This is a genomic window from uncultured Tateyamaria sp., assembly GCF_947503045.1.
GTDB lineage: Bacteria > Pseudomonadota > Alphaproteobacteria > Rhodobacterales > Rhodobacteraceae > Tateyamaria.
Window position 1 is genome coordinate 164,940 of sequence record NZ_CANNCF010000002.1, and the last position, 12,898, is coordinate 177,837.

The following is a 12,898-nucleotide window of genomic DNA, read 5'->3' on the forward strand; positions in this document are numbered from 1 at the left end:
TCAGCCCTGATGCGGGCCAAAAATCTTGCCCGGATTCATGATGTTAAGCGGATCAAACGCGCCCTTGATGGCCGTCATGAACTCGACCGCCGCCCCCAGTTCCTTGACCAGATATTTGATCTTGCCCTGCCCGATCCCGTGTTCGCCCGTACAGGTGCCATCCATGCGGATCGCCTCTTCGGCTAGGTAGGCGGTGAACTCTTCGGTGCGGGCGACCTCGTCGGCATCCTCCATATCCAGCAGGACAAGCGAGTGAAAATTCCCATCCCCCACATGGCCCACAATCGGGGACAACAGGTTCAACTCCGCGGCCTTGGCCTGCGCGCTGGTCACGGCCTCTGCCAGCCGCGAAATCGGCACACAGACATCCGTCGCCACGCCTTGCGCGCCCGGGCGCAGCAGCATTGTCGCCCAATACAGGTCATGACGGGCCTGCCACAGCTTGTTGCGTTCCTCGGTTGATCCGGTGGCCTCGAAATCGAACCCGCCCACATCCTCGGCGATGGAGCCGAACATTTCGGCCTGTTCCACCACAGCACTGTCCGAGCCATGAAATTCAAGCAGCAGCAGCGGCGTTTCGGGCAGATCAAGACCGGCATAGGCGTTGGCCGCCCGAATATTCAATTCGTCCATCAGCTCGATCCGGGCGACGGGGATGCCATATTGAATCGTGGTCATCACCGCCTGACAGGCCGCATCAATCGACGGAAAGGACATGCGCGCCGCCTGGATCGCTTCGGGGATGCCATGCAGTTTCAGGGTGATTTCAGTGATCAGGCCCAGCGTCCCTTCCGAACCGACCAGAAGACGGGTCAGATCATACCCCGCCGAGGACTTTTTCGCGCGCTGCGCCGTGCGGATCACGCGGCCATCGGCCATCACCGCTTCAAGGGCCAGCACATTGTCCTTCATCGTGCCATAGCGCACCGCATTGGTGCCCGACGCCCGGGTCGAGGCCATGCCGCCAAGCGACGCGTTGGCGCCGGGATCGATGGGAAAGAACAGCCCTCTGTCCCGCAGATAGGTGTTGAGCTGCTCGCGCGTCACACCCGGTTGCACCACGCAATCAAGGTCTTCTGCATTGACCGCAAGAATCTGGTCCATGCTAGTCATGTCAACGCAGACACCCCCGGCAGGCGCATTCACATGGCCCTCAAGCGAGGTGCCCGTGCCATAGGGAATGACCGGCACGCGGTGGGTCGCGCAGACCTTGACGATGTCGGACACCTCTTGCGTCGAAGTGGGAAAGACCACCGCATCCGGAGGCTGCGGGGTCAGCCACGTCGTGGTGTGGGCATGCTGATCCCGGATGGCCTGTCCAGTGTGGAACCGGTCGCCAAACTGCTGCTTGAGAATACCCAGCGCGCTGGCGATCCCATCCTCATTGCGTGGCAAATCAATAGCCTGTGCCATGGTGCTGGCTCCTTTCCCTGACGTCCGGGCCTAGTCGCCCAGCGCGATCCCTTCGCGACGCGGATCCGCCCCGCCCTGCAACACATCGCCAATGGCAATGGCATGCAAGCCCGAATTCAGACCGCGCACATTGACCTCATAGCCCATCGCCTCAAGAGCCGGGGCAAGATCGGCGGCTGCCGTGCCCTCTTCGACATCATAAGAGCCGAACCGGTTCACCGCATGGGGCAGGTTGACCGCCTGTTGCACATCCATGCCCCAGTCGAGCCAGGCGATGATCGCCTTGGCCGTGTAGCCGATGATCCGGCTGCCTCCGGGGCTCCCGATGGCAAGCACCGGTGCGCCGTCCTTCATCACGATGGTCGGCGCCATGGACGAGCGTGGACGCTTGCCCGGCGCGATGGCGTTGGCAATCGGCACCCCGTCCGAATGGGTGGCAAAGCTGAAATCCGTCAACTCGTTGTTGAGCAGAAAGCCGTGCACCATCAGCCGCGATCCAAACCCGTTTTCGATGGTCGTCGTCATCGAGGCGACATTGCCGAAACTGTCGACAATCGAGATATGCGAGGTCGAGGGAAACTCGATGCTTTGATCATCGGCCCAGTTCAGCGCGTGATCAAAGGCCGGATTGCCCGGAGCGACTTCGCTCAGCGCCGCTTCGCCGCCCAACAGGGTCGCCCGCTCGGCCAGATAGGCCGGATCAACCAGACCCGCCGTAGGCATCGGCACATAATCACTGTCAGCCATGTAGCGGCCCCGATCCGCAAAGGCGAGGCGCGAGGCATCACCGATCAGTCGCCAGCTTTCAGGGTTTTCGGCCCCCAATGCGGCCAGATCATAGCCATCCAGCATCCCCAGAATCTGCCCGATGCTCAGCGCACCCGAAGAGGGCGGACCCATGCCGCAAATGTCATGCGCGCGATAGGTCGCACAGACGGGCGGGCGTTCCTTGACCTGATAAACGGCAAGATCAAGCTCAGACAGCACTCCCGGATTGGCAGAGAATTGCTGCACCGTCGCCACGATATCCTTGGCGATCTGACCGGTATAGAACGCATCCACCCCGCTTGTCGCAAGCGCACGCAGCGTGGTGGCATAGGCCGTATTCTTGAGCGTGCTTCCCGCTGCCAGAGGCGCGCCATCGGGGAGGAAATATGCCGCCGTGGCCGGGAACACCGCAAGGCGTTCCGCGTCCCGCTCGATCGATCCAGCCATCCGCGGTGAAACCTCGAACCCGCCCGTGGCCAGATCGATGGCCGCATCAAACAGACCCTCCCACGGCTGGTTGCCCCAGCGCGCGTGAACCTCGGCCAGCAAGGCAGGTGTGCCCGGCGTGCCGACAGAGCGGCCGCCGACAACCGCATCAAAGAACCCCATCGTCGTGCCGTCCTCGTTCTGGAACAGGGTCGGCGTGACAGCCAGCGGCGCGGTTTCGCGGCCATCCAGCGTGGTCAGGGTGTCCGAGGCTGCGTCATACCAGACAAGGAACGCGCCACCGCCCAGCCCTGAGGATTGCGGCTCGACGAGGCCCAGAACGGTCTGCACAGCCACCAGCGCATCGGCAGCGGTACCGCCTTCGGCCAGCACATCGACCCCGGCCTGCACGGCCAGCGGATTGGCGGCAGCGACCATGTAGGTCTGCGCGGTGACAGGTGATCCGGCGTCCTTGGCGGCAAGTGCGGCGGCGGCACGTTCGGAGGTGGCGACACCTGTCCCGGCGGTCCCGGTTTCAGGCTGCACCGTATCGGCTGCTTGCTGGGCAAGGGCCGCACCGGCGATGATCGAAAAGGCAACAGTCAGACAAAAGCGCATCAGTTTCTCCTTTGGTGAACAAGAGTTTTGAGCAAAACTCTTGGCCGGAAAACGTGTCGTGTTCCGGCTGGCTACAGCATCGACGGGACCACTTGATCAGGGGGGCGATGCCCATCGTCGAAGGTCTTGATATTGATGATAACTTTCTCGCCCATCTCAACGCGACTTTCGCGCGTGGCCGAGCCCATATGGGGCAGCAGAACCACGTTCTGCAACTCGCGCAGGCGCGGGTTCACCTGCGTGCCGCCCTCGTAAACATCCAAGCCCGCCCCGGCGATTTCGCCCGTGCGCAACATGCGGGTCAGGGCATTTTCGTCGATCACTTCGCCGCGCGAGGTGTTCACGATCACCGCGTCCGGCTTCATCAATTTGAGGCGACGCGCGTTCATCAGATGAAAGGTCGACGGGGTATGCGGGCAGTTGATGCTGATCACGTCCATGCGCGCCACCATCTGATCAAGGCTCTCCCACCACGTGGCCTCAAGATCCTCTTCGACCTCCGCGCGCAGGCGGCGACGGTTGTGATAATGGACCTGCATGCCGAACGCAGCGGCACGCTTCGCCACGGCCCGCCCGATCCGGCCCATGCCCAGAATGCCCAGACGCCGCCCGGCAATGCGCCCGCCCAGAAAAGCGGTCGGCGACCAGCCGTTCCAGTTGCCTGCCTGCATCGCGGCCAGCCCCTCGGGCATCCGCCGGGTCACGGCCAGGATCAGACCCATCGTCATGTCGGCCGTGTCTTCGGTCAGAACCCCGGGCGTGTTGGACACAAGAATGCCACGCTGGCGGGCCGTCGAGACATCGATATTGTCCACCCCCGCCCCGTAATTTGCGATCAGTTTCAGGCGGTCCCCGGCCTGCCCGATCATCGCCGCATCCACTGTGTCGGTGATCGTGGGCACCAGCACATCCGCGGACTTCATCGCCTCGACAATCTCGGCCCGACTCATCGCGTCGTCACTGTCGCGCAGGGTCACATCAAAGAGTTCGCTCAGCCGGGTTTCCACCTCTGCGGGCAACCGTCGCGTAACGACAACACTCAGACGATCCTTTGGCATTGATGCCCTCCCCGGCCTTGGCGTTTGCGCCATTTCAGACCATGGTGGCGGAAGTGAGCACGAGGCACAAGAACCTCGGCCATTTCAAGAGGCGAGAGATGCGCGAAACTTCTCCAATCAAGGCCGTCCTTTGTGCGGCCATCTGTGCTGTGCTGCTGGCGGCGCCTGCGCTGGCCAAGGACGTGGGGCCTGTGACCAACCTGCCCCTGCCCCGCTACGTGTCGCTCAAGGCCGCCGAGGGCAACGTGCGGCGCGGTCCCTCCCTGTCGCACCGGATCGACTGGGTCTACACCCGCCGTGACATGCCGCTGCAAGTCACCGCCGAACACGGCCACTGGCGCCGGGTCGAGGACCGCGACGGGCTGGGCGGCTGGGTTCATTACTCGCTGCTGTCCGGCACCCGCACTGTGCTGATCGAACAGGACATGCTGACCATCCGCACCCGCCCCGATGCCGAAGCCCCCGTGGCCGCTGCCCTGGAGGCAGGCGTGATTGCACGGCTCGGCAAATGCGACCCCGAATGGTGCCGCGTCACCGCCGCTGGCTACAAGGGCTGGGCCCCCAAGGCGCGATTGTGGGGTGTTTCAATGGACGAATTGCGCGACTGACTCGGCCTTGCTAGATCCGACACATTCTGTACCCAAACAAATTACGTCACCTTCTCAAAAATCGCCCACATAATCAGGACCGCACGACATGACGTTTCATTCAAAACTCACCGCTTTTGCCCTTGCCGCCTTTGCTTTTGTTGCCAATCCCGCAGCCGCAATCACCTATGACATTGATCTCAACATCGGCAACGGATCGGTCACGGGGTTCTTTGAAACCAACGGCACTCTGGGTGTGCTTGCGGCAGGCGACTTCGTCGCGTGGGAGCTTACTTTGACCGCCCCGAACCTGTGGCGCGGTACGCCGGACGTGATCGGCACGACAACGGCCTCTGCGGGCATTTCCTTTTTAGAAACCTTCGGATCGGGCACTGCCACCGGCGTTACCGCAAGTGCGACGCAGTTGATCTTTGACTTCGCGGGGAACACGGCCGCGCTGTTCAGCGGTGGCGATCATGGCAACTATTTCTGCCTGCAGGGCGAAAATACCGGGGCCTGCAGTCGTGTGCCCAATCAAATCGCCATCGGCTTTGACGCCATTACCGGCAACGCAGAGGAAGAGACGCGGACCGGGTCTTTCGTCTTTGCCGAAGTTGCGCCGTCCATTCCAGCCGTACCGCTGCCTGCCTCCCTGCCCCTGTTGCTGGCCGGCCTCGGCCTCATGGGCTGGATGAATCACCGCAAGGGCTAAGCCCCCTCAAACGCTTTCATCGAACTGGAGAACAGGGGTCATTGCCCCTGTTCTTTGCATATCCCCGGGCCCCAGGACCATCTGAACCCGACGTGCATCTCGGGGCTGGCCATTCCCGCCCGTGTGCCTATCCTGCCCGGACATTCGCACCAAAGTCGGACCACAATCATGCACGCCATTTCCTACTCAGCCTTCGGACCCGCCGAGGATGTGCTGACCCTGGCCGAGATGCCCACGCCGACACCCGATCCCGGCGACGTGCTGGTGCGGCTGGCCTTTTCCGGGGTCAATCCATCTGATGTCAAGGCCCGCTCGGGCACACGCCCCGGTGTGACCAAACCAGCCTTTCCGCAAATCATCCCGCACAGCGACGGGTCGGGCGTGATCGAAGCGGTAGGGGAAGGCGTGCCTGAGGATCGCATCGGCACGCGGGTCTGGATCTGGAACGGCCAGTGGCAGCGCCCCTTTGGCACCGCGGCGACGCATATCTGTTTGCCCGCCGATCAGGCCGTGGCCCTGCCCGATGCCGTCTCGCTGGAAACGGGTGCCGTGCTGGGCATTCCCGGCCTCACGGCAGCCCACGCCGTGTTCGGCGGCGGCGATGTGGCTGGCAAGACCGTGCTGGTGCAAGGCGGCGCAGGCACGGTCGGCCTCCTGGCCGTGCAACTGGCCAAGTGGGGCGGTGCGCGGGTCATCGCGACGGCGCGCGGCGACGGGGTTGCGGCCGCACAGCGGGCCGGGGCGGATGCGGTGCTGGACTATTCCCAGACCGATCTGGCCGCAGCCATCACCGACTGCGCGGCAGGCAGCCCAATCGAGCGGATAATCGAGGTCGAATTCGGCCTCAACGCAGCCGTCGATGCCGAGGTGATCGTGCCCAACGGCACCATTGCGGCCTATGGCTCGGCCAAGGACATGACCCCGCACCTCGCCTTTGGGCCGATGCTGTTCAAGGCGGTGGCCATCGACATCCTCCTGATCTATCTGCTGCCTCCGCAGGAACGCATGCAGGCAATCCAGCACCTGCACGCTGCCCTAGAACAAGGCGCGCTGTCCTGCCCCATCGCCGAAACCTATGCACTCAAAGACTGCGCGGCAGCGCATAAGGCAGTCGAAACCGGCAACCGATCCGGCGCAATCCTGGTGGAGGTCAGCCGATGATCCGCGCCCTGCTTGTTCTGTTGTGCCTGGGCGCAGGCCCGGCCCTTGCCCAGAACGCTGACCAGCCGCAAGGCACGATCCAGGTCGAGGACAGCGCCACGCAAGACGCCGCCATCGCCGTGCGTATCCGCGACATCCTAGGCGAACTGGACGGGTACGAAGAGGTTACCGTAACCGTCTCTTCCGGCATTGTGACCCTGCGGGGCACCACCATTGATGGGCCCCAAGCCGCACGGCTCAATGACATCGTGGCGCGGGTGGCTGGAGTTGTGGCCATCGAAAACGAGGTGGCCGAGACCACGGATGTGGTGGCGCGGCTTAACCCTGCCGTCGAGCGGTTCCGCACCCGTATTTCCCAAGCCGTGGCACTGTTGCCTTTGGTCGCCGTTGCCCTGCTTGCCTTTCTTGTGGTGCTCTTTGCCGGGATCCTGCTGGCGCGGATGCGCTACCCTTGGGACCGGATCGCGCCTAATGCATTCATCGCCAATATCTACCGGCAAGTCGTGCGCATGGTGTTCTTTGTCAGCGGGCTGGTGATCGCGCTCGACATCCTAGGGGCCACGGCCCTTTTGGGCACCATCCTTGGTGCCGCCGGGATCGTCGGTCTGGCCATCGGTTTTGCCGTGCGCGACACGGTCGAGAATTTCATCGCCTCGATCATGCTGTCGATCCGCCAGCCTTTCCGGCCCAACGACATTGTCGAAATCGAAGGGGATCTGGGCAAGGTCATCCGCCTCACCAGCCGCGCCACCATCCTTTTGTCCTTTGACGGCAACCACATCCGCATTCCCAACGCGACCGTGTTCAAAAGCCGGATCGTGAACTTTTCGACCCACCATGAACGCCGGTTCGAATTTCAGATCGGGGTCGCGTCGGATTGCGATCTGGCCTCGGTGCGCCAATTGTCCGAAGCGGTGGTGGAAGAGCAGCCCTTCGTGCTGGATGAACCTGCGCCGATGGTCTGGATCGATCGGATCGGCGACGGCGCGGTGATCCTGACGGTGACCGGATGGATCGACCAGCGCGAAACCTCGCTTGTGCGGGCCAAGGGCGAGGTGCTGCGCCTCGTCAAGGCCGCCATCGAGGCCGCCGGGGTCGAAGTGCCCGACACCACCTATCGCATCCAGATGCTGGGAGCCTCAGGTACGATGCAGGCGACGATCACCGAAAGCGACACGCGCAAACCGCCCGAAGCCGAGATGCTGCCGACCAGTACGCCCGATGACGTGCTGGACACCTCCGAGGCGGCGCTGGACAGGCTGGTCGAAGCCGAACGCAGCGACCCAGAGGCTCCTGATCTGCTGAGCGATGATGGTGCGAAGGAATGATGTGTTTTTTGCCCCATAGGGGCTTGCGCGCTTGCCCGCAGCAGACTAATTAGCCCCTCACGTTGGGATGTAGCCAAGTGGTAAGGCAACTGTTTTTGGTACAGTGTACCGTAGGTTCGAATCCTACCATCCCAGCCACTTTATTCATGCTGAGCGACCCTATGTGAATCACAACCTGTTGGTTGGTGTCTAAGATGTGCAGAGTTTACGTAAAACTCTCTGTACCGGTGACCGCCTTTGTCGGGCGGCATCACACTCTGGGCGGCTGCAACGAAGTCCGATCATCGATACTTTGCTCGATCTCCCTCACCAACGACCGCCCGATGACCGCAAACGCACCGGTGGCCAGAATGGCGCTCAGCAAAGCAAGATCAAAACTCCCGGTCATGTCAAACAGCGTTCCGGCAATCCACGGCGCGCTGAACCCCGCCGTGCCCCATGCGGTAAATACAATGCCGAACCGTCGCTGGAAGGTGTCTGGCGTGAACGATGCGCAGGTCAGCAGCGGAATGGTTGACGCCACGAGGCCATAGCCGCCAGCGATCAGCATCAAGCCCGGGCTGATCAGGATGGCAACGACGCCCCCCGCATAGATCAGAACCAGCCCTGATGTGGTCAAAACAACCGACAGGGACAGGCACACGGCAAGACCCAGACGTGGGCAAAGTGCTGCGACACTCAACCGGCCTGCCGTGTTGCAGATCGCAATGCCGGACAGGGTGAGGCTGGCCAGCCATATGCTGATGCCGTTTGCGTCGATCATTTTCGAGGCCATGCCAAGAACCATCAGACCGCCATAGGACCCAAACGCAAATATCAGCCACAAAAGGGCGAGACGGCGTTGCTGGGATGGCTCCGCGTCCGCTCGGGCCTGCATGTCACCGGATGATGCGGATCTTGTGCAAATCGTGTGATTGATAAGCCAGCCCAAGATGCCCGAAAGGGTCAGTCCCGCGGCCAGAAAGTACAGCCCGTGCAGCCCCCAATTGGCCGCGTCCAGAATGCGCCAGAGCGGGCCGAACACCGCCCCTCCGGCACCAAAGCTTGCGACAATGACGGGCGTCGCGACCGTGCGGTTCGTTGAGGCAGCGCCAATGGCAAGCGTTGTGCTGTAAAGCCCCCCGCTCATCGCGCCAAAGCCTGCGCTGAACCAAAACAGAAACATCCCGAAGCTGGCCGCATGGACGGCCATGAAGGCGCAGATGGCCCCGATCACGGCCAATCCCGCAATGTGACGGGTCGAGACACGGTTCGCGAAAAACACAGGGGTGAAAATGACGGCGAGCGTGAAACTCACAATGGCCAGCGAAAAGGCGAGGCCGGTATCGGCTGTCGAAATCCCAAAGGTCACCTGCAAGGGTGCTGCAAGCGCGCTCCACCCGTAAAGCCCGCCGGCAAAGAAACAGCAGATCACCGCAACCGCGAGGGCCGCACCCGAAGAATGGGATGGATCAAATGCTTTCATGCAGCCCCGATAGCGCTGATTCCCGTACGAAATGTGCCGGTCAATTCAACTTGTATATACAAATAAGTTAAGTCAATATATTGCCATGTCACTGCCCCCCGTCATAGTCTCCGGCGCCGCGCTGACCCCGTATGGCCGCAGAAAAGACGGCAGCGGGTTCCGCGATTGGGCCGCAGAGGCGTTCGAGGCAGCACTGGCCATGTCTGATCTGGAATGTGGCGATATCGACATGCTGTTCGTCGCCACGGAAAGCGACTTTTTCTCAATGCAGCTTAATCCGGGATCAATTCTGGCGAGCGATCTTGGGCTGGTCGGGGTTGCCGCGACTCGGTGCGAGGGCGGGGGTGCATCAGGGCAAGTGGCCGTGCATGCGGCGGTGAATGCGGTCGCTTCCGGTTCAGCAAAACATGCGGCCGTCATCGGGGTCGATCCATCCGCCTCAAGCCTGTCGGGGGACGCAATCCGCACGCTTTACGGCTTTTCCTTTGATGCATGGACGGACGGTATGACAGGCGTGACCCCCACCGCGCTGTACGGTCTGTCCTATCAGGCCTTTGCCGCTGAATTTGGTACGACCAACGACGATCTGGCCGCAGTCACACAGCAAAACCGCGAAAACGCCTGCTACAATCCCGGCGCACATCTGGGCCGTCGCGACAGCGCCGAAGAGATCGCCGAAAGCCCCATGATCGCAAGCCCTTACCGGCGGCTGCATTGCTCGCCTCTCTCGGATGGCGCGGCGGCCCTGATTGTCTCTCAGGGATCGGCACTGCCACGCAGTCGGGCGGGCGCGCCACAGGTTGCAGGCATAGGGGCTGCGACAGATCACATGCATTTGGGCGCGCGATCCTCACCCGGTCACTTCACGGCCAAGACAAGGGCGATAAAGATCGCCTGTCAGCAGGCCGGCATTGTCCCCGACCAGATTGGGTTGGCCGAGATATATGACGCCTATGCCGGGGCGCAGTTGCAGGCGCTTTTAGCCCTCGGATTGTCCGACCAACCGGCTCAGGACTTGCGGAACGGACGCTTTGCTCCAGACGGGCGCTGTCCGGTCAATCTGTCCGGTGGATTGATGGGGCAAGGGGCGCCGGTGGGCGCAACCGGAGTCGGGCAGACCGCCACGTGTGCCTTGCTGCTTGAGGGGCGCTATCACTCCGATCTGCAGCCCAAAGCGGTGCCGCAATATGCGCTGGCCGATACACATGGCGGCATTTGCACAGTCGCCGCGACAACCCTTCTGCGGCAGGCGGTGGCGGCATGATCAATCACCGGCTGACACTGGATTACGTACTGGCCCCGGGGTTTTTCGCCCCCTTCATCGACGGATTGCTGACCGCGACAGCATGGGCACGCCGATGCGCCGCCTGTCAGAATGTGAGCTACCCTCCGCTGCGAACCTGCACCTGCGGGGAGGCGGCGGGCGAGTGGCAAAAACTCAAAGGTCAGGCCGACATCGTCTGGCGCACTGAAGGTGTCGATGGTGCCTTTGCACTGGTCAAATTCGACGGTGCGGACACCCAAAGCGTTGTCAGACTTCAAGGCATCGAGGCCCATGACACCCGCGGATGTCTGTATCGACCCGACGGTGATGCGCCGCAAATGGTCCTGGGCCCAATTTCGCAGGACATGCAAACATGACAGGCACATTGCCCATTCCCGATGCCTTGCTCGACGGGCTGAACCTGCACAAGACGGGTGACGGTTTTGCGATCCGTTGGGCGCCGGATGCCAATATTTTCCACATGACGGTGGGCAAATATCTGGGGGCCGATACCCGCGACAACCCGGCCCTGATTTTCGAAGATCAGAGCGGTGCCGTCACGGTCCAAAGCTTTGCCGAAGTGGATCGCGCCGCGACGAGTCTGGCTGCCTGGCTGCGGGGCAAAGGGTACGAGCGCGGCAGTCTGATTGGCCTGCATACCGGGCAACACCCCGACACTGCCGTGGCGCATATGGCGATCTGCAAGCTTGGCGGTGTTGCGGTGACGCTGTCGCAACTTTATGGCCCCGACACGCTGCGCCACGCGATAAACGATTGCCAACTGCCGGTCATGATCACAAGTGCAGAGGCCTGGGCGCCGATGCGCGCAACGGCCAGTGCCGACTTTCCGCATCTTGAAACGGTCCTGTGCCGCGATCCTGCAGCAGATGAGCATGACCTTGCCGCCGCGTTCGCGTATCCCGCAGAAGGGTTCGTGCCGGACTATTCTGGTGCGGATGACCCGGCCTTGCTGATGTATACGTCAGGCTCAACGGGCAAGCCCAAGGGCATTCTGCACGGGCACCGCGTCCTTGCCGCCTACACCCCGTCGATCAACCTGTTTTTCAACCTTGCGATGGAGGAGGACGACGCCGTCTACTGGTCGCCGTCCGATTGGGCGTGGGTTGGTGGGTTGCTGGACATGCTGTTCCCGGCATGGATGGCAGGCAAACCGATCGCGACTTCGCTGGAACGGTTCACAGCCGAATATGCCTATGGCTTTATCAGCCGACACAAGGTCACCCACACCTTTCTGGCCCCCACGGCGATCAAAAGGCTGGCCCAGACAGCCGATCCGCATGCCGAATACGATCTGGCCTTGCGTTATATCTGCACGGGCGGCGAGGCGCTTGCCTCTGAAACCCTGACCTGGGCCGAGACCAAGCTGGGCGTTGTGTGCAACGAGTTTTACGGCATGACCGAGGTCAACCACCTGATCGGCAACTGCGCAGCCATTTACCCAAGGCGACCGGGGTCCATGGGCCGGGCCTATCCCGGCCATGATGTGCGGCTGGTCGATGGGGACGGACAGGACGTACCGGACGGTGAACCGGGCGAAATTGTCACCAGTGACACCTCGCCGACGAAGTTTCTGGGCTATCACAACAATCCCGACAAGACCGAAGAGATGAAACTGGGGCCCTATCTGCGCACCCATGACCTCGCCGTGCGGGATGAGGATGGGTATTTCTGGTACAAGGGGCGCTCGGACGATCTGATCAAATCGTCGGGGTTCCGGATTGGCCCTGCCGAGATCGAGGAATGTCTGCTGGCGCATCCCGCCGTGGCCGAGGTCGCGGTGATCGGCAAACCGGATGCGGATCGCGGATCAATCGTAAAGGCCGTTGTGAAAACCAAGGCTGGTGTAACGGGTGATGCGGCCTTGGCCACGGCGCTGAGCGCACATGTAAATGACAGGCTGGCCGGGTATAAGGCCCCGCGCGAAGTCACCTTTGTCGATGGCTTTGAAATGACATCGTCGGGCAAGATCAATCGCCGCGCCCTGCGTGAGGCGGAACAAGAACTGGCAAAGGGGACTTCGAAATGACAGCGCCGCCGCTTTGCCGTAAGGACAGTCGCAATTTGTTTTCACCCCCGC

11 protein-coding genes and 1 tRNA gene are annotated in these 12,898 nt (G+C 62.1%); 8 read left to right on the forward strand and 4 right to left on the reverse strand.

All coding sequences use genetic code 11. The annotated features are described in order from the left end of the window. From Q1A89_RS09250 to Q1A89_RS09260, 3 genes are all read right to left on the reverse strand, one after another. Window positions 1–1,413, reverse strand: coding sequence for an FAD-linked oxidase C-terminal domain-containing protein (locus Q1A89_RS09250; RefSeq protein ID WP_299726654.1), 1,413 nt, complete (start codon window positions 1,411–1,413; stop codon window positions 1–3). Window positions 1,414–1,443: 30 nt separating this feature from the next. After that, a complete protein-coding gene (ggt, locus tag Q1A89_RS09255; protein WP_299726657.1) occupies window positions 1,444–3,225 on the reverse strand; it encodes a gamma-glutamyltransferase in 1,782 nt (593 codons plus the stop codon). A gap of 71 nt (window positions 3,226–3,296) precedes the next feature. After that, window positions 3,297–4,283 carry a D-glycerate dehydrogenase gene (locus tag Q1A89_RS09260; protein WP_299726659.1) on the reverse strand — a complete coding sequence of 329 codons (987 nt, stop codon included), beginning with the start codon at window positions 4,281–4,283 and terminating at the stop codon, window positions 3,297–3,299. 98 nt (window positions 4,284–4,381) lie between these two features. Between Q1A89_RS09260 and Q1A89_RS09265 the strand changes: the two genes are divergently transcribed. The 5 genes from Q1A89_RS09265 (at window position 4,382) to Q1A89_RS09285 (ending at window position 8,209) form a co-directional block, all read left to right on the forward strand. Next, complete coding sequence (locus Q1A89_RS09265; protein ID WP_299726662.1) at window positions 4,382–4,891, forward strand: SH3 domain-containing protein; 510 nt, start codon at window positions 4,382–4,384, stop codon at window positions 4,889–4,891. An 88-nt stretch (window positions 4,892–4,979) separates the two neighbouring features. Beyond that, a complete protein-coding gene (locus Q1A89_RS09270; RefSeq protein ID WP_299726665.1) occupies window positions 4,980–5,582 on the forward strand; it encodes a PEP-CTERM sorting domain-containing protein in 603 nt (200 codons plus the stop codon). A gap of 168 nt (window positions 5,583–5,750) precedes the next feature. Beyond that, window positions 5,751–6,743: an NADPH:quinone reductase gene (locus Q1A89_RS09275; RefSeq protein ID WP_299726668.1), complete on the forward strand. Its 993-nt coding sequence runs from the start codon at window positions 5,751–5,753 to the stop codon at window positions 6,741–6,743. After that, window positions 6,740–8,071, forward strand: a complete 1,332-nt coding sequence (locus tag Q1A89_RS09280; RefSeq protein ID WP_299726671.1) for a mechanosensitive ion channel family protein — start codon at window positions 6,740–6,742, stop codon at window positions 8,069–8,071. Before Q1A89_RS09275 ends, Q1A89_RS09280 begins: the two co-directional genes overlap by 4 nt. A gap of 63 nt (window positions 8,072–8,134) precedes the next feature. Then, a tRNA-Gln gene (locus Q1A89_RS09285) sits at window positions 8,135–8,209 on the forward strand. Window positions 8,210–8,321: 112 nt separating this feature from the next. On the opposite strand, the gene Q1A89_RS09290 is transcribed toward Q1A89_RS09285, so the two are convergent. Continuing rightward, a complete protein-coding gene (locus tag Q1A89_RS09290; RefSeq protein WP_299726674.1) occupies window positions 8,322–9,536 on the reverse strand; it encodes a hypothetical protein in 1,215 nt (404 codons plus the stop codon). 85 nt (window positions 9,537–9,621) lie between these two features. On the opposite strand from Q1A89_RS09290, the gene Q1A89_RS09295 reads away from it, so the two are divergent. The 3 genes from Q1A89_RS09295 to Q1A89_RS09305 are packed head-to-tail and all read left to right on the forward strand — an operon-like array spanning window position 9,622 to window position 12,847. Then, entirely contained in the window at window positions 9,622–10,800 is a 1,179-nt protein-coding gene (locus Q1A89_RS09295) for a thiolase family protein (protein WP_299726677.1), read from the forward strand. Further along, window positions 10,797–11,177 (forward strand): hypothetical protein, encoded by a 381-nt coding sequence (locus tag Q1A89_RS09300; RefSeq protein ID WP_299726679.1) that lies wholly within the window; start codon window positions 10,797–10,799, stop codon window positions 11,175–11,177. The genes Q1A89_RS09295 and Q1A89_RS09300 overlap by 4 nt, the downstream gene beginning before the upstream one ends. Then, the gene (locus Q1A89_RS09305; RefSeq protein WP_299726681.1) at window positions 11,174–12,847 is read left to right on the forward strand and encodes an AMP-binding protein; all 1,674 of its coding nucleotides are present in this window, start codon (window positions 11,174–11,176) and stop codon (window positions 12,845–12,847) included. Before Q1A89_RS09300 ends, Q1A89_RS09305 begins: the two co-directional genes overlap by 4 nt. The last annotated feature ends 51 nt before the right edge of the window (window positions 12,848–12,898 follow it).

What these genes read in the sequence shown, in the direction of transcription:
- Q1A89_RS09275 (WP_299726668.1), top strand. Translation starts at nt 5,751, where the DNA reads ATGCACGCCATTTCCTACTCAGCCTTCGGACCCGCCGAGGATGTGCTG.
- Q1A89_RS09265 (WP_299726662.1), top strand. Translation starts at nt 4,382, where the DNA reads ATGCGCGAAACTTCTCCAATCAAGGCCGTCCTTTGTGCGGCCATCTGT.
- Q1A89_RS09300 (WP_299726679.1), top strand. Translation starts at nt 10,797, where the DNA reads ATGATCAATCACCGGCTGACACTGGATTACGTACTGGCCCCGGGGTTT.
- Q1A89_RS09290 (WP_299726674.1), bottom strand. Translation starts at nt 9,536, where the DNA reads ATGAAAGCATTTGATCCATCCCATTCTTCGGGTGCGGCCCTCGCGGTT.
- ggt (WP_299726657.1), bottom strand. Translation starts at nt 3,225, where the DNA reads ATGCGCTTTTGTCTGACTGTTGCCTTTTCGATCATCGCCGGTGCGGCC.
- Q1A89_RS09250 (WP_299726654.1), bottom strand. Translation starts at nt 1,413, where the DNA reads ATGGCACAGGCTATTGATTTGCCACGCAATGAGGATGGGATCGCCAGC.
- Q1A89_RS09270 (WP_299726665.1), top strand. Translation starts at nt 4,980, where the DNA reads ATGACGTTTCATTCAAAACTCACCGCTTTTGCCCTTGCCGCCTTTGCT.
- Q1A89_RS09295 (WP_299726677.1), top strand. Translation starts at nt 9,622, where the DNA reads ATGTCACTGCCCCCCGTCATAGTCTCCGGCGCCGCGCTGACCCCGTAT.
- Q1A89_RS09305 (WP_299726681.1), top strand. Translation starts at nt 11,174, where the DNA reads ATGACAGGCACATTGCCCATTCCCGATGCCTTGCTCGACGGGCTGAAC.
- Q1A89_RS09260 (WP_299726659.1), bottom strand. Translation starts at nt 4,283, where the DNA reads ATGCCAAAGGATCGTCTGAGTGTTGTCGTTACGCGACGGTTGCCCGCA.
- Q1A89_RS09280 (WP_299726671.1), top strand. Translation starts at nt 6,740, where the DNA reads ATGATCCGCGCCCTGCTTGTTCTGTTGTGCCTGGGCGCAGGCCCGGCC.